Source organism: Rhodanobacter sp. L36 (assembly GCF_009765755.1).
GTDB lineage: Bacteria > Pseudomonadota > Gammaproteobacteria > Xanthomonadales > Rhodanobacteraceae > Rhodanobacter.
The window spans coordinates 1,400,061-1,421,562 of the sequence record NZ_LMUV01000011.1; the positions used below are offsets into that span (position 1 = coordinate 1,400,061).

At 62.7% G+C, this 21,502-nt stretch carries 16 protein-coding genes and 1 pseudogene; all 17 read left to right on the top strand.

Going from position 1 to position 21,502, the window contains the following annotated elements; translation table 11 throughout:
• Positions 1–220: pseudogene (locus GSQ73_RS17935) on the top strand (peptide ABC transporter permease); the annotation flags it as partial.
• Between the two features lie 49 nt (positions 221–269).
• Positions 270–1,577 carry an ABC transporter permease gene (locus tag GSQ73_RS16090; RefSeq protein WP_158885783.1) on the top strand — a complete coding sequence of 436 codons (1,308 nt, stop codon included), beginning with the start codon at positions 270–272 and terminating at the stop codon, positions 1,575–1,577.
• Positions 1,578–1,587: 10 nt separating this feature from the next.
• A complete protein-coding gene (locus tag GSQ73_RS16095; protein WP_158885785.1) occupies positions 1,588–2,820 on the top strand; it encodes an FtsX-like permease family protein in 1,233 nt (410 codons plus the stop codon).
• Between the two features lie 64 nt (positions 2,821–2,884).
• The gene (locus GSQ73_RS16100) at positions 2,885–4,198 is read left to right on the top strand and encodes an ABC transporter permease (protein ID WP_158886556.1); all 1,314 of its coding nucleotides are present in this window, start codon (positions 2,885–2,887) and stop codon (positions 4,196–4,198) included.
• A 10-nt stretch (positions 4,199–4,208) separates the two neighbouring features.
• Positions 4,209–5,435 carry an FtsX-like permease family protein gene (locus tag GSQ73_RS16105; RefSeq protein ID WP_158885787.1) on the top strand — a complete coding sequence of 409 codons (1,227 nt, stop codon included), beginning with the start codon at positions 4,209–4,211 and terminating at the stop codon, positions 5,433–5,435.
• A 54-nt stretch (positions 5,436–5,489) separates the two neighbouring features.
• Entirely contained in the window at positions 5,490–6,812 is a 1,323-nt protein-coding gene (locus GSQ73_RS16110; protein ID WP_158885789.1) for an ABC transporter permease, read from the top strand.
• Positions 6,813–6,899: 87 nt separating this feature from the next.
• Positions 6,900–8,144: an FtsX-like permease family protein gene (locus GSQ73_RS16115; RefSeq protein ID WP_158885791.1), complete on the top strand. Its 1,245-nt coding sequence runs from the start codon at positions 6,900–6,902 to the stop codon at positions 8,142–8,144.
• Positions 8,145–8,163: 19 nt separating this feature from the next.
• On the top strand, positions 8,164–9,474 hold the full coding sequence (locus GSQ73_RS16120; RefSeq protein WP_158885793.1) for an ABC transporter permease: 1,311 nt from the start codon (positions 8,164–8,166) through the stop codon (positions 9,472–9,474).
• A gap of 7 nt (positions 9,475–9,481) precedes the next feature.
• Entirely contained in the window at positions 9,482–10,708 is a 1,227-nt protein-coding gene (locus tag GSQ73_RS16125) for an FtsX-like permease family protein (RefSeq protein ID WP_158885795.1), read from the top strand.
• Between the two features lie 122 nt (positions 10,709–10,830).
• Entirely contained in the window at positions 10,831–12,135 is a 1,305-nt protein-coding gene (locus tag GSQ73_RS16130) for an FtsX-like permease family protein (RefSeq protein ID WP_158885797.1), read from the top strand.
• Between the two features lie 8 nt (positions 12,136–12,143).
• Entirely contained in the window at positions 12,144–13,364 is a 1,221-nt protein-coding gene (locus GSQ73_RS16135; protein WP_158885799.1) for an FtsX-like permease family protein, read from the top strand.
• Between the two features lie 144 nt (positions 13,365–13,508).
• The gene (locus GSQ73_RS16140; RefSeq protein WP_158885801.1) at positions 13,509–14,816 is read left to right on the top strand and encodes an ABC transporter permease; all 1,308 of its coding nucleotides are present in this window, start codon (positions 13,509–13,511) and stop codon (positions 14,814–14,816) included.
• A gap of 7 nt (positions 14,817–14,823) precedes the next feature.
• Entirely contained in the window at positions 14,824–16,056 is a 1,233-nt protein-coding gene (locus GSQ73_RS16145) for an FtsX-like permease family protein (RefSeq protein ID WP_158885803.1), read from the top strand.
• A 160-nt stretch (positions 16,057–16,216) separates the two neighbouring features.
• The gene (locus tag GSQ73_RS16150) at positions 16,217–17,521 is read left to right on the top strand and encodes an ABC transporter permease (protein ID WP_158885805.1); all 1,305 of its coding nucleotides are present in this window, start codon (positions 16,217–16,219) and stop codon (positions 17,519–17,521) included.
• 7 nt (positions 17,522–17,528) lie between these two features.
• Entirely contained in the window at positions 17,529–18,746 is a 1,218-nt protein-coding gene (locus tag GSQ73_RS16155) for an FtsX-like permease family protein (RefSeq protein ID WP_158885807.1), read from the top strand.
• Between the two features lie 139 nt (positions 18,747–18,885).
• Positions 18,886–20,214, top strand: coding sequence for an ABC transporter permease (locus GSQ73_RS16160; RefSeq protein ID WP_158885809.1), 1,329 nt, complete (start codon positions 18,886–18,888; stop codon positions 20,212–20,214).
• A gap of 10 nt (positions 20,215–20,224) precedes the next feature.
• Positions 20,225–21,439 carry an FtsX-like permease family protein gene (locus GSQ73_RS16165; protein WP_158885811.1) on the top strand — a complete coding sequence of 405 codons (1,215 nt, stop codon included), beginning with the start codon at positions 20,225–20,227 and terminating at the stop codon, positions 21,437–21,439.
• The last annotated feature ends 63 nt before the right edge of the window (positions 21,440–21,502 follow it).

Genomic DNA, 21,502 nt, shown 5'->3' on the forward strand with positions numbered 1-21,502 from the left:
CGAAAATCTGTTGATCGGCATCGGCGGCGTGGCGGTCGGCGTGGTGCTGGCGATCGCGATCAACTTGTGGATGGTCACGCAATTCGAAATGGCGCGGCTGTCGCTGATCTACGTCGGCATCGGCGTGATCGCGCTGCTCGCGTTGGGGCAGAGCGCCGTGCTGGCGCCGGCGATACGCGCATCGAAAGTGTCTCCGGTGGAGGCAACGCGATCGGTATGAAAACGTCCGCTCGCCACTCGCGCTGCCCCGTCTTTTCCTGGAGAAGTGCATGTTGAGTTATTACTTGCACTTGGGTCTGCGCAGCCTTCGGCGCAATCCGGTACTCACCGGGTTGATGGTCATGGCGATCGGTTTCGGCGTGGCCGCGTCGATGACGACGTATTCGATCTTCCGCGCGGTGTCGGGCAATCCGATTCCGGACAAATCCGCGCAGCTGTTCACGCCGCAGGTCGATGGCTGGGGTCCGCAGCAGAACATCAAGGGCGAGCCGCCGGCCGCGCTGAGCTATACCGATGCGATGGCTTTGCAGCGCGCGCACAAGGCGAAGCGGCTGACGCTGCTGTACGGCATGAGCATGTCGGTGGTGCCGGAAAGCAGCAACAGCCTTCCATTCGCCGCGAACGGTTATGCAGTCACCGGTGATTTCTTTTCGATGTTCGAGGTGCCGTTTCTCTACGGCGATGGTTGGGATTCGGGCGCGGACGATGGGCGTGCGGCAACCGTGGTGCTGAGCGAAGAGTTCAACCGGAAAATATTCGGCGGCGCCAACAGCGTGGGCCGCGAAGTCACCTTGGACGGCCATGGATATCGCGTCGTCGGTGTCACCCGTCACTGGGATCCCAAGCCACGCTTCTTTGCACTCTTCAACGGCAGTCCTTTTCAACAGCCCACCGACTTCTACCTGCCGTTCAATCGCGCGGTAGACATGCAGGTCAGCCCGAATGGCAGCAGCTGTCGCGGCCATCTGAATTTTTCCGGCTGGGACGACTGGATGCACAGCATCTGCGTGTGGGTCACGCCTTGGGTCGAACTGGATAACGCGACGGATGTGACGAGTTACCAGAAATTTCTCGAAGCCTATGCCGCGGATCAGCAGCACGCCGGTCGCTTTGCATGGGCGCCCAACGTGCGCCTGCGCGACGTGATGCAGTGGCTGGATTTCCAGCAGGTGGTGCCGCCGGAAAGCCGCATCTCGCTGCTGTTGGCGCTGGGATTTTTCGTGATCTGCCTGGTCAACACGATCGGTTTGCTGCTGGCGAAGTTTCTGCGCCGTGCTTCGGAGATCGGGGTGCGCCGTGCGCTCGGCGCGTCGCGTCGGCAGGTCTACGTGCAGTACCTGATGGAAGCCGGCACCGTCGGACTCGCGGGCGGTGTGCTTGGACTGTTGCTCACGGCGGCGGGCGTTTCAGGCGTCGGACTGCTGTTCACGCCGGAGATCGCGCGCCTCGCGCATCTGGATCTTTCGCTGATCGCGCTGACTCTGCTCGTGGCCGTGTTCGCCACGATGGCGGCGGCGTTCTATCCGGCATGGCGCGCAGCACAGGTGCAACCCGCCTGGCAGCTGAAGTCGAATTGAGGCGGATTCCATGAGCATGCACATCCAGCCCATCCTCGCCGCGCTGCGCCGCCACAAGGCCGGCACCGTGCTGATCGCGCTGCAGATCGCGCTGACGCTGGCGATCGTGTGCAACGCGATGTTCATCATCCAGCAGCGACTTGCGCATCTTTCCGAACCCACCGGCGTCGACGAAGCCAACCTGTTGGTAATCCCCAACCAGTGGGCGGGGCACATGTCGCCGGAGCAGGCCGACGCACAAGTGCGCACCGACCTCGTCGCGTTGCGTCAATTGCCCAGCGTCAGCGATGCATCGCCCAGCGACGCCTATCCGCTGAGCGGTGGCGGCTGGGACAACTTCATCATGCGCAAGCCCGAGCAGCTCACACCGACCACGGATGCATCGATCTACCTGGGCGACGAGCACATGCTCGACACGCTGGGCGTGAAGCTGATCGCCGGCCGCAATTTCAACGCCGCCGAAGTCGTCTACATGGCGCCGCGACAGGTGGTCATTCCTTCCGTGGTGATCGTGACCAAAGCGCTGGCCGACCATCTGTATCCCGATGGTTCGGCGCTGGGCAAACCGATCTATGCGATGTCCACTACGCCGACCGTCATCGTCGGCATCGTCGAGCGCCTGCAACGGCAGGGCGTGTCGCAGTGGAACAAGGCTTACGCCTACGAATCGCTGCTTTGGCCGGCGCGTCAGGACGCGACGGGCGTGTACTACATCGTGCACGCCAAACCGGGCCAGCTTGCCGATGCGATGCGCGAAGTGCCGCGTGCACTCTACGCGCAGAATCGCCTGCGCATCATCGATCCTGACGATGGCGGCAGCTACGTGCAGATCCGCAAGCGCATCTACGACAGCGATCGCGGCATGGCGATTCTGCTGGCCATCATCAGCGCGGTGCTGCTCGCAATCACTGCCGCGGGTATCGTCGGGCTCACCAGTTTCTGGGTCGGCCAGCGTCGCAAGCAGATCGGCGTGCGTCGCGCGCTTGGCGCCACGCGCGGCGACATCCTGAGTTATTTCCTCACTGAAAATCTGTTGATCGGCATCGGCGGCGTGGCGGTCGGCGTGGTGCTGGCGATCGCGATCAACTTGTGGATGGTCACGCAATTCGAAATGGCGCGGCTCTCGCTGATCTACGTCGGCATCGGCGTGATCGCGCTGCTCGCGTTGGGGCAGGGCGCCGTGCTGGCGCCGGCGATACGCGCATCGAAAGTGTCTCCGGTGGAGGCAACGCGATCCGTATGAAGACCCTGCACTCAAACGGCCAAATCGTTGACAACGCGAAGCGCACGGAGCGGCCATGCGTGGCATGACTGGCTATTACTTTCGTTTGGCATTGCGCAGCCTTCGGCGCAATCCGTTGCTCACGGCGCTGATGGTGCTGGCAATCGGCTTTGGCGTGGCCGCATCCATGACGACCTACGCGGTGTTTCGTGCGGTTTCCGGCAATCCGTTGCCGGACAAATCGGCGCAACTGTTTGTGCCGCAGATCGACAACTGGGGTCCGGCAAGCCGCAAGAGCGGTGGCGACATCCCCGACTCGCTGAGCTACACGGACGCCATGGCTTTGATGCGCGCACATCAAGCAAAGCGTCAGACGGCGATTTATCCGGTCAGCTACACCGTGGTACCAGGCGCGGGCAGCCAGCCGTTCACGGTGAATGGCTATGCGACGTACACCGATTTCTTTCCGATGTTCGACGTGCCATTCCGCTACGGAAACGGCTGGGCATCGGAACATGACACGCAGCGCGCGAACGTTATTGTCATCAGCAGCCAGCTCAACCAGTCCCTCTTCGGCGGCACGAACAGCGTCGGCCACACGTTGAATCTCGATGGCCACGACTACCTCGTGGTCGGCGTCACGGCCGACTGGAATCCGCAACCGCGTTTCTACGACGTCAACAACAATCGCTCGTTCGCCGATGCGCCGGATTTCTATCTGCCATTCACGCGGGCAGTGGACATGCAAAGCGCCACCACCGGCAACAACAACTGTTTCGGCAGCACGGGTCGCGCGCCGGGATGGGATAGCTGGCTGCATTCCGAATGCGATTGGGTTTCGCTGTGGCTGGAGTTGCCGAACGCCGCCGCGGTGACGCACTACAAGAGCTACCTCGAAGGTTACGTCGCCGAACAAACGCGCGGCGGCCGCTTCCGCTGGACGGGTGGCGCACAGTTGTTCGACCTTGTCGGTTGGCTTGACCACGAACAGGTCGTGCCACCGGAGACCCGCGTGTCGATGATGGTTGCGCTGGGTTTTCTGCTCGTCTGTCTGGTCAACACGGTCGGGTTGCTGCTGGCCAAGTTCATGCGCCGCGCGGGAGAGATCGGCGTGCGTCGCGCACTTGGCGCGTCGCGCCGCCAGATCTACGTGCAGTTTCTGATCGAGGCGTGGGCGATCGGCGTTGCTGGAGGACTACTCGGACTGCTTCTGACGGGTGTGGGCGTGTTCGGCATCGGCCTGGTGTTCGAGCCGGCGATCGCGCGGCTGGCCCAAGTCAACCTGACCCTGGTCGGGCTGACCCTGCTGGTATCGATGGCAGCGACGGTTGTAGCAGCGCTTTATCCGACTTGGCGTGCGGCGCATGTGCAGCCGGCCTGGCAGCTGAAGTCGAACTAGGACGACGACGATGCAGATCAAGCCCATCATCGCCGCGCTCAGGCACCACAAGGCCGGCACCCTGCTGATCGCTCTGCAGATCGCGCTGACGCTGGCGATCGTCTGCAATGCGCTGTTCATCATCCATCTGCGCATGGCGCACATGGCGCAGACCAGTGGCGTCGACGAAGCGAACCTGCTGGTGATCCAGAACGGTTGGGTAGGCAAGCCGGCGGCTGGCGAAAATGCATCCATGCTTGCCGCGGATCTCGCCACGCTGCGCAAGGTGCCCGGTGTTGTCGATGTCTACGCGACCAATGCGTGGCCGTTGGCCGAGGGCGGCACCGTCTACGGCATCGGACACACACCCGACAAACTCGCCCTGGTCACGAGTACGGCCGTCTATTTCGTCGACGACCACGCGCTTGCCACGTTGGGTTTGAAACTGGTGGCAGGGCGAAATTTCCACGCCGACGAAATCAGCGCCACCGGGCCGGACCACGTGGCGCCGGCGGAAGTCATCGTCACCCGCGCGCTGGCCGAAAGAATGTTTCCTGACGGATCGGCACTCGGCAAGATGGTCTACGTTTCGGCCAAGCCCAGCGTCATCGTCGGCGTGGTCGAGCGCATGCAGGCGCCATGGGTGGACAACTTTGCCGCCAAGTGGGCCGACTACGCGACCCTGGTGCCTTACCAGTTGATGGATTCGGCAGGTGCGAACTACATGGTGCGCGCAGTGCCCGGCCAGCGTGACGACGTCGTTCGCGCCGCACCCAAGGCATTGCTTGCCGCCAATCCCATGCGTGTGATCAATCGCGACAACGGTGTGCAGACGTATGCCGACATACGCGCGGATGCCTACAAGAGCGACCGCGGCATGGCGATCCTGATGAGCGTGATCAGCGTGATGCTGCTGGCGATCACCGCCGCGGGCATCGTCGGGCTCACCAGTTTCTGGGTCGGCCAGCGACGCAAGCAGATTGGCGTGCGTCGCGCACTCGGCGCCACGCGCGGCGACATCCTCCGTTATTTCCTTACCGAGAATCTGCTGATCGGCATCGGCGGCGTGCTGATCGGCATCGTGATGGCGGTGACCGTCAATCTGTGGGTGGTCACACAATTCGAAATGGCGCGCCTGTCACTGGGCTACGTGATCGTCGGTACGGCCGTGCTGCTGGTACTCGGACAGTGCGCGGTGTTGGCGCCGGCGTTGCGTGCGTCGAAGGTGCCCCCGGTGGAAGCGACGCGGTCGGTTTGATTTTTACCCCTCGCCTGCTTCGCAGGGGAGGAGACAACTCCAGGAGCACGTGGAATGTTCAGCTACTACCTCGAACTGGCCTTGCGCAGCCTCAAGCGCAGCCCCGGGCTCACCGCTCTGATGGTGCTGGCGATCGGCTTCGGCGTGGCCGCGTCGATGACCAGCTGGTCCGTATTTCGTGCGGTATCGGGCGATCCGATTCCATGGAAGTCGTCGAAGCTGTTCGTGCCGCAGATCGATGCGTGGGGTCCGAGCGGACGCAGCGACAAGGACGATGGCGAACCCAGTGACGCGATGAATTACACCGACGCCACCACGCTGATGCGCGAGCATCGCGCCAAGCTGCAATCGGCGCTGTATCAGATCGCACCGTCGGTGGTGCCGGCCCAGGCGGGCAGGCATCCGATGAACGTCAGCGGCCACGCGGTGTACGGCGAATTTTTTCCGATGGTCGATGCGCCGTTCAAATACGGCAGCGGCTGGAGCGCGAACGACGACGCGCAACGTGCCGCGGTGGCCGTGATCAGCGCCAAGCTCAACGAAAAACTTTTCGGCGACACCAACAGCGTGGGCAAGTCGCTCAACATCGAAGGCAAGGACTATCGGATCGTCGGCGTGCTCGACAAGTGGAATCCGCAGCCGCGCTATTACGACGTGGTCAACAGCGGTGGTTTCAGTGAAGGCGTCGAGGATGTGTTCGTGCCGTTCCAGCGCGCGATCGACGTGGGCATTCCCAACGACGGCAACACCAACTGCAACGAGACGCCGAAGGAATCGGGTTTCGTCGGCCTGCAGCATTCGAGCTGCGTGTGGATCGCGTTCATGGCCGAACTGGATGATTCATCCGCGGTCAGCACCTACCGCGATTACCTGACCGCCTATGCGCGTGATCAGCAGAAAGCCGGCCGCTTCGGCTGGGCGCCGAATATCCGCCTGCGTGATGTGCCGGCATTCCTCGAACACGAGCATGTCGTGCCGAGCGACACCAAGGTTTCATTGCTGGTGGCCGTCGGCCTGCTGCTGGTGTGCCTGGTCAACACGATCGGCTTGTTGCTGGCAAAGTTCCTGCGTCGCAGCGGCGAGATCGGCGTGCGCCGTGCATTGGGTGCGCCACGCAATGCGATCTACGCGCAGTTCCTCACCGAGGCGGGCGTGGTCGGTTTGGCCGGTGGCGTGCTCGGCCTCCTGCTGACCGGCGCCGGTGTCGCGAGTGTCGGCTTCGTGCTGCCGAAGAGCATTTCGGACCTCGCCAGGCTGGATGTCTCGCTGCTGGTGATTACGCTGCTGGTCGCGGTGGTGGCCACGATGCTTGCCGGTCTCTATCCCACGTTCCGTGCCTCCCGCGTGCAACCCGCGTGGCAGCTCAAAAGCAATTGACGTGTTTTTCCTGCGCAAAAAGCGGCCTTACGTGGCCGCACTCCTCGACAAGAGCCGGCTTCACTGGACAGTAAAAGGTACATCCCCATGACCCTGCATCCGCTTATTGCCGCACTGAGCAAGCACAAGGCCGGCGTAATCCTCATCGCGATGCAGATCGCGCTGACGCTGGCGATCGTGTGCAACGCCGTCTTCATCATCGGCCAGCGCATCGAGCGGGTCGGGCGCACCACGGGCATCGACGAAAGCAATTTGTTCCTGCTCAGTCAGCAGTGGGTCGGCGCACCGTCCGGCGACGATGCAGACAGCATTGCAAAACTCGACGCGATGCAGCGCGAGGATCTCGCCGCATTGCGAGCGCTGCCGGACGTGCAATCGGTGAGCTCCATCAATTCGTTGCCGCTGCTCGGCTCATCGTGGAATGGCGCGATCGATATCAAGCCGGATTCAAAGAAGGCTTTCGGTCGCACGACCTACTACTTCGGTGACGACCAGATGTTTCCCACACTGGGCATGCATCTCATCGCCGGGCGCGCGTTCAATGCGGGCGACGTGCACAACCAGGGCTTTCGCGATCAGAAAGATCCGGACATCGTGATACTCACCAAAGTGCTTGCCGACAAGCTGTTTCCGAAAGGCGACGCGGTCGGCAAGGCCGCCTATCTCAACGGCAGCGGCAAGCCGGTAACCGTCGTCGGCGTGGTCGAGAAGTTGCAAGCGCCGGGACTCTTCAACAGCGACGACACTACGTACAACTCGACGCTGGCGCCGGTGCGGCTGGACGCAAACTTCGCGCGCTATGCGATACGCGCCAAGCCCGGTCGGCTGGAAGCGGCGATGCGCGCCGTCACGCCAGCGTTGTATGCGGTGAACCCGATGCGCGTGCTCGACGACAACAGCGTGAAATCATTTGCGGATATTCGTCATGACGCCTACGAAGCCGACCGCGGCATGGCGATCCTGATGGCCGTGGTGGCGCTGGTGTTGTTGTGCGTCACCGCGGCGGGCATCGTCGGGCTCACCAGTTTCTGGGTGGGCCAGCGGCATCGGCAGATCGGCGTGCGTCGCGCGCTGGGTGCGCGAAAGATCGACATCCTGCATTACTTCCAGATGGAGAACCTGATGATCGCCGGTGCGGGCGTAGTAATCGGCATCGCCATGGCCGTCGGCCTCAACATGTGGCTGATGACCCAGTACGAGATGGCACGCATCCCGGTGCTGTACGTCGGGGTCGGCGTGCTGGCGATGCTTGCGCTCGGTCAACTCGCGGTGTTCGTGCCGGCGCGGCGCGCATCCAACGTGCCGCCGGTCGTGGCGACGCGGGCGGCCTGAGCGCACGCCGGGAACATCCATGTTCATCCACTACGTTCAACTCGGCTTCTACAGCTTGCGCCGCAATCCGGTGCTGACGCTGCTGATGGTCATGTCGATCGGCTTGGGCGTGGCCGCGTCGATGACGACGTGGTCGGTGTTCCGCGTGGTGTCGGGCAATCCGTTGCCCGACAAATCCTCGCAGTTGTTCGTCCCGCAGCTGGACAACTGGGGACCGAATGACATCGTGAAAAATGGTCAGCCGCCGAATGCGGTGACGTATCGCGATGCGATGGCCTTCATGCAGGCGCATGAAGCGGAAAGGCAGACCGCGCTGTATCCGGTCCGTTACGCAGTGACGCCGGAGCGCACGGGTGCCGAGCCGTTCCGCGTGCAGGGTCATGCGGTGTTCGCGGATTTCTTTCCGATGTTCGAATTGCCGTTTCGTTTCGGCGCCGGCTGGAGCCGTGCCGATGATGACGCGCACGCGGGTGCGGTGGTGATCAGCCGCCAGCTCAACGACCGCGTGTTCGGCGGCGCCAACAGCGTTGGGCGAAGCATCCATCTGGGCGATCACGATTTTCGTATCACCGGCGTTCTGGACAACTGGAATCCGCAGCCACGTTTCTACGACGTCTCCAACCATTCGGCGTTTGGTGATCAGCCGGACATCTTCGTGCCGTTCAATCGTGCGATCGATTTGCACACGCAGACCAACGGCAACAATGCATGCCATGAAAATTCCGCACCGGGATTCGAAGGCTGGCTGCATTCGGAGTGCGTGTGGATCGCGTTCTGGGCGGAGTTGCCCGACGCCGCGGCGCAGTCGCGCTTCCGCAGTTTTCTCGAAGGTTACGGCGCAAAACAGCAACAGAGCGGACGCTTCAACTGGCCGCCGCAGGCGCAGATGCACAACCTGCAGGACTGGCTCGACTACACCCGCGTCGTGCCGTCCGAAACGCCGGTGTCACTGGCAGTGTCGGCGGGTTTTCTGCTGGTGTGCCTCGTCAATGCAGTGGGTTTGATGCTGGCGAAATTCATGCGTCGTGCGCCGGAGATCGGCGTGCGTCGCGCATTGGGTGCAACGCGTCAGGCGATCTATGCGCAGTTTCTCGCCGAGGCCACGATGGTCGGGCTGGCCGGCGGGCTGGTCGGTCTGGCATTCACCGCACTGGGCATCCTGGCCATCGGCGTGGTGTTCGAAGCGGCGATCGCCCGGCTCGCGCACTTCGATCTGTGGCTCATCACGCTAACCGTTTTAACGGCGATAGTGGCGACGCTGATCGCCGCGTTCTATCCCGCCTGGCGCGCTGCACAGGTGCAGCCAGCCTGGCAGTTGAAGTCGAACTGAGGGACGCATGCAGATCAGGCCCATCATCGCTGCGCTTCGACGCCACAAGGCCGGCACCGTGCTGATCGCGTTGCAGATCGCGTTGACGCTGGCGATCGTGTGCAACGCGCTTTTCATGATTCGCCAGCGTGCGGCGAAACTGTCCGAACCGGTTGGCATCGACACACGCGATCTGTTCGTGGTGAAGAACGAATGGGTCGGTCAGCCGCACGACATCGACGCGCTGATGCGTGCGGATATCGCGGCGCTGCGGCAATTGCCGCAAGTGGTCGATGCGTATGCCACGGACTCCGAGCCACTGGGCGGCAACGGCTGGGACAGCGGCATTCTGCACAGTGCCGACCAGCGTCGCGAAACCAGTCATGCCGCGCAGTATTTCGATGACGATCACACGATCGGTGTGCTCGGCCTGCACCTGATCGCCGGGCGCAACTTCCGCTCCGACGAAGTCGTGCCGCTCGATCCGCAAAGTCCCACCGAGCCGCCGGTGACGATCATCACGCGTGCGCTTGCGCTGCGCATGTTTCCCGACGGCCATGCGTTGGGCAAGACGATCTATTTCGGTCCCGGCACAAAACCGAGCACGGTGATCGGCATCCTCGATCATCTGCATACGCCATACACGATCGCGTCGTCGGATTCGTTTTCGGATCAGTCGGCATTGATGCCGTTGCGCCTGCTTGCCAATCACAGCGACTACGTCGTGCGCGCAAAACCCGGCCAGCTTTCCGACGCCATGAAGGCCGCAAGAAACAGCCTGTTTGCGCTCAACAATGCGCGCGTGATCGATCCGGAAACCGGCGTGATCGACTACGGCACGTTGCGCGCGACGGCTTACGCGCGCGACCGAGGCATGGTCGAGTTGATGGCGTCGATCTGCGTCGTGCTGCTGGCGGTAACCGCCGCAGGCATCGTCGGACTCACCAGTTTCTGGGTTGGTCAGCGACGTCGGCAGATCGGTGTGCGTCGCGCACTCGGCGCGAAACAGTCGGACATCCTCACGTACTTTCTCACTGAGAATTTCCTGATCAGCATCGCCGGCGTGGTGCTCGGTACGGTGTTCGCGCTCGCGCTGAATCTGTGGATGGTCGCCAGCTACGCGCAGGATCACCTGCCGCTGATCTTCGTGTGTATCGGCGCGGTGATCCTGCTGCTGCTCGGGCAGGGCGCGGTGCTCGCGCCGGCATTGCGTGCGTCACGCGTACCGCCAGTTGTCGCGACGAGGTCGGTGTGATGAAAAACAGGGGCGAGAGACGAGTTGCGCGGGACGAGTTCGAAAGCACCGACATCGGCGGTGCCTGCACGCCCCTTGCGGCTCGGCCCTTGTCCCTTGACCCGACGATCGGAGTCTGACGCATGTTTTCCTACTACTTCGATCTCGCATTGCGCAGCCTGAAACGCAACCGCGTGCTCACTGCCCTGATGATCGTGGCGATCGCGCTCGGCATCGGCGCCAGCATGACCATGCTCACCGTGCTGCACGTGCTGACCGGCAACCCGCTGCCGGGCAAGAGCCAGACCTTGTTCTATCCGCAGATCGACCCGCGCGACATGGCGGATTACGAAGCCGGCGAAGAACCACCGCGTCAGGTCACCTGGATCGACGGCATGAATCTGCTGCGCGAAAAGCGCGCGGATCGACAGGCACTGATGACGGGCGGCGCCGTGCCCGTGCAACCGACGCAATCGGCACTGGATCCATTCTTCAGCGACGCGCGCTATACCACGGCGGAGTTCTTCCCGATGTTCGACACGCCGTTTCGCTTCGGCCACGGCTGGACCGCGGCGGACGATGAGGCGCGCGCGCGCGTCGTGGTGATCACCAACGAACTCAACAACAAGCTGTACAGCGGGAAGGACAGCACCGGTCAGACGCTGCGCATGAAGGACACCGCATTCCGCATCATTGGCGTGCTTGGCGACTGGCGGCCCAACCCGCATTTCTACGATCTGAACATGGGGGATTATTCGGGCGTCGAGAGCGTGTTCATGCCGCTGTCGACGTCGCGCGATCTGCATTTGCCGCTCAACGGTTCCAGGAATTGCTGGGGCAGGGGCGGCGCGGACGAAGCGCATTTCGAGAACGCTTCGTGCGTGTGGTTGCAGTTCTGGGCGCAGATCAACGACCCGGCAAAGGTTGCCGGCTATCGCGATTTTCTTGAGCACTATTCGCAGGAACAGAAAACGCTGGGCCGTTTCCAGCGGCCCGCCAACGTGCGTTTGCCAAGCCTCATGGAATGGCTCGACATCAACAAGGTCGTACCCAGCGACGTGCGATTGCAGACGTGGCTCGCACTTGGATTTCTGCTCGTGTGTCTGGTCAACACGGTTGGCCTGATGCTGGCGAAATTCCTGCGCCGCTCAGGCGAACTCGGCGTGCGTCGCGCACTTGGCGCATCCAGGCGGGCGGTGTTCGGTCAGTTGCTGATGGAGTCGGCCGTGATCGGACTTGCGGGCGGCGCGGGCGGTTTGCTGCTGGCGTTCGTCGGCCTGTGGCTGGTGCGACGCCAGCCTTCCGATTACGCCGAACTCGCGCACATGGACGTGGCCATGCTCGCAGCCACGGTCGTGGCGGCAGTGGTATCCACGTTGTTCGCCGGACTGCTGCCGGCGTGGCGCGCCTGCCAGATCACGCCCGCCCTGCAGCTGAAAAGCCAGTGAGGAACGCCATGGATATCCTGCCGATTCTCACCACGCTGCGCCGACACAAAATCACCGCGTTCCTGGTGATCCTGGAGATCGCGCTGACCTGCGCGATCATCTGCAACGCGGTGTTTCTGATCAGCCAGCGCATCGAACGCATCCACATGCCCAGCGGCGTGGCCGAGCACGAACTGATTCAGATCGAACTGGCCAGCATTGGCGCGAAGGCCGACGAGTTCGCGCGTGCGCAGGAAGACCTCGCCGCGATCCGGCAGATTCCGGGCGTGACGCAAGTGGCCTCTGTCGCGCAGGTACCGTTCGGCAGTTCTTCCAACAACGCCGGCATCCGCATCGATCCCAACCAGCCCAAGTCGATGATCGATGCCAGCACCTACTACGGCGAGAACCTGATCGAGACGTACGGCGCGCGGCTGATCGCCGGACGCAATCTGCGAGCAGATGACTATCGCAGCATGGATGCGGTGATGGAGGGCGTTCGCAGCGGCGACACCAAGCTGTTTCCCGCCACGGCAATCATCACGCAATCGATGGCCAAGCGTTTGTGGCCTGACCAGGATGCCTTGGGCAAGTCGATCTACATCGGCAAGATTCCGCTGCAGGTGGTCGGCATTCTCGAAAACCTCGTGCGCCCTTCCATCGAGGACGATTCGACGGCCAACTACAGCGCGGTGATTCCGATCAAGCTTGCGCAGGGTCAATACGTCATTCGCACCGCGCCGGGTGACCGAGAACGCGTGCTGAAAATCGCGCTGGAAAAACTGAAGCAGAACAATCCGCATCGCATCGTGGTGCAAAAGCGGACATGGGATGAGATTCGCGGGAATTTCTTCCAGAACGATCGCTCGATGACCGGACTGCTGATCGGTGTCTGCGTGGCGCTGCTGCTGGTGACCGCGTTGGGCATCGTCGGCCTCGGCAGTTTCTGGGTCGCGCAGCGGCGGCGGATGATCGGCGTGCGCCGTGCGTTGGGTGCCACGCGGCACGACATCCTGCATTACTTCCAGACCGAGAATTTCCTGCTCGCCACCATCGGCATCGCGCTCGGCATGGTGCTGGCGTATGGCATCAACCTGTTCCTGATGACGAAGTACGAATTGCCGCGTCTGCCGGCGACGTATTTCCCGATCGGCGCGATCGCGCTGTGGATCATCGGCCAGCTGGCGGTGCTCGGTCCGGCGATGCGGGCGTCGATGGTGCCACCGGTCGTGGCGACGAGGTCGGTGTGATGACAACGAACAGAAAGAGTCGGGTGGTGGATGGCGGGAGCGCTAGTATCGCGGCTTGGGGAAGTCACGCGATGCCGATCACGGGCGCTGCCGCCATCCGTCGCTCGTTTTCCGATGCTTCATTTCCGAGCGGAGCCTGAGCGCATGTTTGGCTACTATCTGGATCTGGCCTTGCGCAGCCTCAAGCGCCATCGCATGCTCACCGGCTTGATGGTGCTGGCGATCGCGCTGGGCATCGGTGCGAGCATGACCATGCTCACCGTGCTGCATGTGCTGTCGGGCGATCCCATCCCGGGTCGCAGCGCGCAGCTGTATTACCCGCAGCTCGATCCGCAGGACCTCAAGGGCATGACCTCGAGCAAGGAGCCGCCGGATCAGGTCACCCTGATCGATGGCCAGAATCTGCTGCGCGCGAAACGTGCCGATCGGCAGGCATTGATGACCGGCGGTTCGGTACCGCTGATGCCCGAGCAATCGATGCTCGATCCGTTCTACGTGGAAGCGCGCTACACCTCGGCGGATTTCTTTCCGATGTTCGAAGCGCCGTTTCTCTACGGCACCGGCTGGACTGCCGCCGATGACGATGCGCACGCACGTGATGTGGTGATCGCGCGATCGCTCAACGACAAGCTGTTCCAGGGAGCCAACAGCGTGGGCCGCTCGGTGCGGCTGGCAGGTGTTTCCTGGCGCATCGTCGGCGTGCTCGACAAGTGGCAGCCGAATCCCCACTTCTACGATCTCAACACCGGTTCGTTCGCTTACGCCGAGCAGGTGTTCCTGCCACTGCAGACCATGCTGGAGCTGCGGCTGGACCGCAATGGCTCTTCCGATTGCTGGGGCAACAGCGGGGGCGGTGCGGCCGGCATCCTGCCGATGGACGGCTGTGTGTGGCTGCAGTTCTGGGTTGAATTGGATACGCCTGCCAAGGCTGCCGCATACAAGGATTTCCTGTTGCGCTATTCGCAGGATCAGAAAACCGCCGGCCGCTTCCAGCGCGCACCGAACGTGCGTCTCCGCAACGTGATGCAGTGGCTCGACTACAACATGGTGGTGCCCGATGACGTGCGCCTGCAGACCGGTCTTGCGTTCGGCTTTCTGCTGGTGTGTCTGGTCAATACGGTCGGTTTGATGCTCGCCAAGTTCATGCGTCGCGCCGGCGAGCTGGGTGTGCGACGTGCGCTCGGTGCATCGCGACGCGCCTTGTTCGCGCAACTGCTGATGGAGGCCGGCGTGGTCGGTCTGGTCGGCGGTGTCGGCGGTCTGCTGCTGGCGATGTTCGGCCTGTGGCTGGTGCGCCAACGTCCCTCCGACTATGCGGCGCTGGCACATCTGGATCCCGCCATGTTGTACGCGACGTTCGTGCTGTCGCTGTGCGCCACGTTGCTGGCCGGTCTGCTGCCAGCGTGGCGCGCCTGCCAGATTGCTCCCGCCCTGCAACTGAAGAGCAACTGAGGCTGCCATGGACATCCTTCCGATTCTTTCCACGCTGCGCCGGCACAAGCTCACTTCCTGGCTGCTGATTCTGGAGATCGCGCTCACCTGCGCGATCGTGTGCAACGCGGTGTTCCTGATCGGCCAGCGTTTGCAGCGCATGGATATGCCCAGCGGCGTGGCCGAGCACGAACTGCTGCAGATCCAGGTGGCTGACGCGGTGGTACCGCCCAATCCCTATGCGCGCATCAGCGAGGATGTCGCCGCGTTGCGTCAGGTGCCGGGCGTGATCTCGGTGGCGTCGACCAACGAGGTCCCCTTCGGCAATTCGTCTTCCAACGGCAACCTCAGGCTCGACCCGAACCAGCCGGAGCGCACGCTCAACGCGACCACGTATTTCGGCGAAGACATCGCCAAAACCATGGGTGCGCGCTTGATCTCGGGACGCGATCTGCAACCCGATGACTTCATGAACGTCGATGTCGTGCTGAAAGCGCTGGGTACCGGTGACAGCAAGAACATTCCATCGGTGACGCTGATCACCCGCACGCTGGGTGAACGCCTGTGGCCCGGACAGAATCCGCTCGGTCGCGAGGTGTGGCTGACACCGACGGTCGCGCTGCGCGTGGTCGGCGTACTCGACAGCCTGGTGCGACCGAACGCCTACGACACGTCCTCCGCGCAATACACCATGGTGGTGCCCATCCGCATGGGTGCCAGCAAGGATGAGAGCTACGTGATCCGCACGCGGGCGCAGGATCGCGATGCGGTGATGACCGCCGCGCTGGCGGCGCTGAAGAAGATCGATCCGCTGCGCGTGGTTACCACCCAGCGCAGCTTCGACGACATACGCAACCGGTACTTCCAGGACGACCGGGCGATGGCCGGCATGCTGGCCGGGGTGATCATCGCGCTGCTGATCGTCACCGCGCTGGGCATTGTCGGGCTCGCGAGCTTCTGGGTGTCGCAGCGGCGGCGCACGATCGGTGTGCGACGCGCGCTGGGCGCGACCCGCGCCAACATCCTGCATTACTTCCAGACCGAAAATTTTCTGCTCGCCACCATCGGTATCGCGCTCGGCATGGCGCTGGCTTACGCCATCAATCTGTTCCTGATGACGAAGTATGAATTGCCGCGTCTGCCCGCGGAATATTTTCCGATCGGCGCGATCGCGCTGTGGATCATCGGACAACTCGCCGTGCTTGGTCCGGCCTTGCGTGCATCGGCGGTGCCGCCGGTGGTCGCGACGAGGTCGGTGTGATGAAGATCAGGAAAGAGTCGCGAGAGGAGAGTCGGGACCGCGCATTTCGCGCGAACCGGTTCGTCTCCTGCACGCCGCTGCATGCTCCAGCTTTCGTTCTTGCCACCCCTCTCTCGTCCCTGCTTTTCATCACCCTCATCTCAACGCGAGTACATGACTGATGTTCGCCTACTACCTCGATCTCGCGCTGCGCAGTCTCAAGCGCAACAAGGTGCTCACCACGCTGATGATCCTCGCGCTCGCGCTGGGTATCGGCGCGACGATCACCACGCTCACGGTGTTGCGATTGCTGTCTGGCGATCCGCTGCCGCAAAAAAGCGCGCAACTTTTCTATCCGCAGATCGATCCGAATCCGAAAGACGGTTACGTGGCGGGCGAGACCAAGCCGGCACCGACGATGACGTATCCCGACGCGATGAATCTGCTGCACGCACGTCGCGCCACGCGCCAGGCGGCGATCGTGTTGAGCCAGGCCAAGGTAATGCCGCTGCAGGCGAACAGCCATCCGTTTTTCAGCGACACCGTGATGACCACGGCGGATTTCTTCGCGATGTTCGACGCGCCGTTTCAGTTCGGCGGTGGCTGGAATGCGAACGACGATGAGGGCGCCGCGCAGGAAGTGGTGATCGCGAGTTTCCTCAACGACAAACTTTTTGGCGGCACCAACAGCGTCGGCAAAGTCATCCGCATCAACGACCATGACTTCCGCATCACCGGCGTACTCAAGCCGTGGGCGCCGCAGCCACGTTTCTATTCGCAGGATCTGGGCGGACGCAGTTACGGCGATGGCGACGCGGTGTTCCTGCCGCTGAAATCCGGCCGCGCGATCAAGATGGGCCCGGGCGACATCGAGTGCTACGCCGCAGTCAGCGACATGGATCACCTCGAGGCCGCGCCTTGCATGTGGGTCGGCGTATGGGTGGAGCTCGGTGATGCCGCCTCCATCGCAAGCTTCAAGGAATATCTCGCCAACTATGCGAAACAACAGGTATCGCTGAGCCGATTCCAGCGATCGGAAACCAGCCTGCTCGATCTCATGGGCTGGCTGCGCGATCAGCAGGTGGTGCCGGACGATGTGCGATTGCAGGCGGGCCTCGCGTTCGGTTTTCTGTTGATCTGCGTGGTCAACACGGTTGGCTTGTTGCTGGCAAAATGTTTGCGTCGCTCGCGCGAGATCGGTGTGCGTCGCGCGCTTGGCGCTACGCGCAGTGCGATCTTCGCGCAGTTCATGGTCGAGGCCGCGATCGTCGGCATGGCCGGTGGCGTGCTTGGCCTCGTGTTTGCCGAACTCGGCCTGCTGGGCATTCGTCATCAGCCGGCCGAATACGCATCGCTCGCGCATCTGGATCTGGCGATGTTTCTTTTCACGTTTGTCGTGGCACTCGTGGCAAGCCTGATCGCCGGCATCCTGCCTGCGTGGCGCGCCTGCGTGCTGGCTCCCGCTCCGCAACTGAAGGCCGCCTGAGATGATCATGGAAATCCGACCGATTTTCGCCAGCATGCGCAAGCACATGATTCCGGCGACGCTGATCGTGCTGGAGATCGCGCTGGCGTGTGCGGTGCTGTGCAACGCCGTGTTCATGATCAGCCAGCGCGTGTCCGACATCCATCTGCCCAATGCGATCGACGAACAGAGCCTGGTGACCGTGACCTTGCGCGGCACCGACGACAAACTCGCCGGCAGCGATGTGCCACGCAACCTCGCGGCCCTGCGCGGCATTGCCGGCGTGCAATCGGCGGCGGTGATCAGCACGCTCCCGCTGAGCACCAACAACTGGGGCTGGAGTTTCGGCACCAAGCCGGAATCGACGATTACCGACCAGAGCACCACCAACGTCTCGTTGTTCTTCGTCGGTCCGGGCATCGACAAGACGTTGGGATTGCGTGTGGTGCAGGGTCGTTTCTTCAACGACGACGACTACGCCAACAGCAGCCTCGGCAGCGCGCCGTTGCCGGAAACCCATGCGGTGGTGCTCACGAAAAGTCTGGTGGAGAAGATGTGGCCCGGGCAGCCGGCGCTGGGCAAGACCATGTACACCACCGGGCACTACTACACCGTGGTCGGCGTGATGGCTGATGTCCTGCGTCCCAACATCGGCGGGCAGAATTACAGCACGGCATTTTTCCCCCTCGGTGCCGCTGGATCCAAAGGCGTGCAGGCGTACTACGTCATGCATTGCGATCCGCAGGACCGTGATCGCATCGTGCGCGAGGCCGAGCTGAAACTCGCCACCATCAATCCCGGTGCCGTGGCCAAGGGGCAGACCTACAGCGAGATCCGCACCAAGTACTTCGCGAACATGAGCAGCATGGCGTGGATGCTGGTGCTGGTGTGCGTGGTGATGCTCGCGGTCACCGCGTTCGGCATCGTCGGCCTCACCAGTTTCTGGGTGAACCAGCGTCGCCGGCAGATCGGTGTGCGCCGTGCCGTCGGCGCCACGCGCGGACACATCATGCGGTACTTCCAGACCGAGAATTTCCTGCTCAGCACGGCAGGCGTGGTGTTCGGCATGGCGCTCGCGTTCGGCATCAACGCTTACCTCATGCAGCACTACGAATTGAACCGCATGCCCTGGTACTACCTGCCGTGCGGCGCGATCGCGCTGTGGGTGATCGGCCAGCTATCCGTATTCGGCCCGGCACGTCGTGCAGCCGCCGTGCCGCCGGTGGTGGCGACTAGATCGGCGTGAACGCGATGCGCGTAGGAGCGCACTCCGTGCGCGAGAGACTTTGTTCGGTCGTGCGCGATTGCGCTCATCGTGAAAAGCATCGCGCACAGGGTGCGCTCCTACCGTCGCGACGTTGAATGACTTTCGTGGAGTAATGGATATGTTCGGCTACTACCTCGACCTCGCCTTGCGCAGCCTCAAGCGCAACAAGGTGCTTACCGCGCTGATGGTGATCGCGATCGCCGTCGGTATCGGCGCGAGCATGACCACGCTGACGGTGATGCATCTGTTGTCGGGCGATCCCATTCCAACCCGCAGCGCCACGTTGTTTTATCCGCAGGTCGACCCTTCGCCAGATCCGGATCCCGGGCACACGCACGAAGCCTGGGACATGATGGATTACCGTTCGGCGATGGACCTGTGGGCCGCGCATAGGGCGGATCGCCAGGCCATGGTGGCCAGCGGCTCACTTCGATTGACAGCACCGGAGGTCAACCAGCCGCCGTTGATGGCCCAGATGCTTTCGACCACGTCGGATTTCTTTCCGATGTTCGACGTTCCGTTTCAATACGGTGGGGGTTGGCAGCCGCAGGATGATCAGAGTCGTTCGCGTGTCGCGGTGATTTCGTCCGACCTCAACATCAAGCTGTTCGGCGGAGCCAACAGCGTGGGCCGCACCTTGCGGCTGAAAGACAATGACGTGCGCATTATCGGCGTGCTCGCACCGTGGCGTCCTTCGCCGCAGTTCTATGACGTCGCGGGAGGGCGCTTCAGCAACGGCAAGACCGCGAGTTTCTACAACAAGCCGGAAGACGTCTTCATGCCGTTCTCCAGCTCGCTGGACATCAATGCCAGCGGCACCAACATCTTTACCTGTTGGCACGTCCCCGACGCCGACACGAAGATCGAGGACAAGCCCTGCGTGTGGGTCGCGCTGTGGGTGCAACTCGACAGCGCGGCCAAGGCCAGCAACTACCGACGTTTCATCGCCGACTATGCCGCGCAGCAGAAAGCGCTGGGTCGCCTGACGCATGCCGACAACACGACGTTGCGCAGCCTGATGCAATGGCTCGATTTCAATCAGGTGGTGCCCAGCGATGTGCGATTGCAAACATGGCTGGCTTTCGCGTTTTTATTGATCTGCCTGTTCAACACGGTCGGTTTGCTGCTGGCAAAATTCCTGCGTCGCTCGGGTGAAATCGGCGTACGCCGCGCACTGGGCGCGACCCAGGGAGCGGTGCTCGCGCAGTGCCTGGTCGAGGCCGGTCTGATCGGCCTGATCGGCGGCATCGGCGGGTGGCTGCTGACCTTGCTCGGCCTCGCACTGATCCGTCAGCAACCGGTGGAATACGCCGATCTGCTGCACCTGGATTCGATGATGTTCCTGACCACCTTCGTCATGGCGATCGTCGCCAGCTTGCTGGCCGGCGCAGTGCCCGCGTGGCGCGCCAGCCGCGTGGCGCTCGGCCTGCAACTGAAGACGCTCTGAGGAAACGCACATGCAGATTCAACCTGTCCTTTCCGCACTGCGTCGACATCGGCTTGCCACGTTGCTGATCGCCCTCGAAATCGCGCTCGCGTGTGCCGTGTTGTGCAACGCGTGTTTCCTCATCGCCAACCGCGTCGGGCTGATGCACGTCGACAGCGGCGTGGACGAACGCTCGCTCGCCACCATCAGCCTTACCGGTTACGACGACGCCAAGTCGACCGATCTCAATGCGCGCGTCACATCCGGGCTGCGCGCGATTCCCGGCGTGCAGTCGGTCAGCGTCATCAACCAGGTGCCATTCGGGGAACACGCCGGCACGGCGGGGATCACGCTGGACAGTGCCGGGAAACAGTTCGGCGGCGTCGTCGATTTCTACGTGGCAGGGCCTGAAAGTTTCAAGGCACTCGGGTTGCAAGTGGTGGAAGGTCGCGCACCGTCATCGGACGAGTACCAGCCGCTTCAGCAATTTGTTCCGTCGAACGCCAACGTTCTGGTGACGCGCACACTGGCCGATCATCTTTGGCCGGGTGTTGATGCACTGGGCAAGGAATTCTGGTGCGACAAATTTCACTTTCGCGTCGTCGGCGTGGTAGCGAACTTGGCGAAGGCTGAAGGCAGCGAAGGTGGCCCTTCGACCATCCAGTGGTCGGTGTTTACGCCGGCGCAACCGGGCCCGAATCTTTCCGGTCGCTATCTGCTGCGCGCGGATCCGTCGCAGTTGTGGCGCGTGCTGCGCGATGCGCGTGCGGCCATTGCCACGGTCGCGCCGGATGCGGTAGTCGATCAATTGCAAAGCCAGACCATTACCGATCTGCGCGAGCGTCATTTCCGCCAGGATCGCGTGATGGCCGGCATGCTCATCGGCGTCATCGTCGCGCTGTTGCTGGTCACCGCACTCGGCATCGTCGGCCTCGCCAGTTTCTGGGTAGCGCAGCGACGTCGGCAGATCGGCATCCGCCGCGCGATCGGTGCCACACGCGGCGACATCCTGCATTACTTCCAGATCGAAAATTTTCTCATCGTCACCTTCGGCATCGTGCTCGGCATGGTGCTCGCCTATGCGCTGAACCTGTTGCTGATGACGCAATACGAATTGCCGCGGTTGCCGCTTTACTACCTGCCGATCGGCGCATTGATTCTGTGGGGACTCGGCCAGCTCGCGGTGCTGGGCCCGGCGATGCGTGCGGCCGCCGTGCCACCGGTGGTGGCGACCCGATCGGTGTGATCGACGTTGCAAATGGGGAGACACGGAATGCTCGGCTACTACATCGATCTCGCGCTGCGCAGT

Bases quoted from the DNA above. Each gene is read 5' to 3' on its own strand.
- GSQ73_RS16145 (WP_158885803.1), top strand. From the start codon at position 14,824: ATGGACATCCTTCCGATTCTTTCCACGCTGCGCCGGCACAAGCTCACT.
- GSQ73_RS16115 (WP_158885791.1), top strand. From the start codon at position 6,900: ATGACCCTGCATCCGCTTATTGCCGCACTGAGCAAGCACAAGGCCGGC.
- GSQ73_RS16140 (WP_158885801.1), top strand. From the start codon at position 13,509: ATGTTTGGCTACTATCTGGATCTGGCCTTGCGCAGCCTCAAGCGCCAT.
- GSQ73_RS16105 (WP_158885787.1), top strand. From the start codon at position 4,209: ATGCAGATCAAGCCCATCATCGCCGCGCTCAGGCACCACAAGGCCGGC.
- GSQ73_RS16100 (WP_158886556.1), top strand. From the start codon at position 2,885: ATGACTGGCTATTACTTTCGTTTGGCATTGCGCAGCCTTCGGCGCAAT.
- GSQ73_RS16095 (WP_158885785.1), top strand. From the start codon at position 1,588: ATGAGCATGCACATCCAGCCCATCCTCGCCGCGCTGCGCCGCCACAAG.
- GSQ73_RS16155 (WP_158885807.1), top strand. From the start codon at position 17,529: ATGGAAATCCGACCGATTTTCGCCAGCATGCGCAAGCACATGATTCCG.
- GSQ73_RS16120 (WP_158885793.1), top strand. From the start codon at position 8,164: ATGTTCATCCACTACGTTCAACTCGGCTTCTACAGCTTGCGCCGCAAT.
- GSQ73_RS16160 (WP_158885809.1), top strand. From the start codon at position 18,886: ATGTTCGGCTACTACCTCGACCTCGCCTTGCGCAGCCTCAAGCGCAAC.
- GSQ73_RS16125 (WP_158885795.1), top strand. From the start codon at position 9,482: ATGCAGATCAGGCCCATCATCGCTGCGCTTCGACGCCACAAGGCCGGC.
- GSQ73_RS16110 (WP_158885789.1), top strand. From the start codon at position 5,490: ATGTTCAGCTACTACCTCGAACTGGCCTTGCGCAGCCTCAAGCGCAGC.
- GSQ73_RS16150 (WP_158885805.1), top strand. From the start codon at position 16,217: ATGTTCGCCTACTACCTCGATCTCGCGCTGCGCAGTCTCAAGCGCAAC.
- GSQ73_RS16165 (WP_158885811.1), top strand. From the start codon at position 20,225: ATGCAGATTCAACCTGTCCTTTCCGCACTGCGTCGACATCGGCTTGCC.
- GSQ73_RS16135 (WP_158885799.1), top strand. From the start codon at position 12,144: ATGGATATCCTGCCGATTCTCACCACGCTGCGCCGACACAAAATCACC.
- GSQ73_RS16090 (WP_158885783.1), top strand. From the start codon at position 270: ATGTTGAGTTATTACTTGCACTTGGGTCTGCGCAGCCTTCGGCGCAAT.
- GSQ73_RS16130 (WP_158885797.1), top strand. From the start codon at position 10,831: ATGTTTTCCTACTACTTCGATCTCGCATTGCGCAGCCTGAAACGCAAC.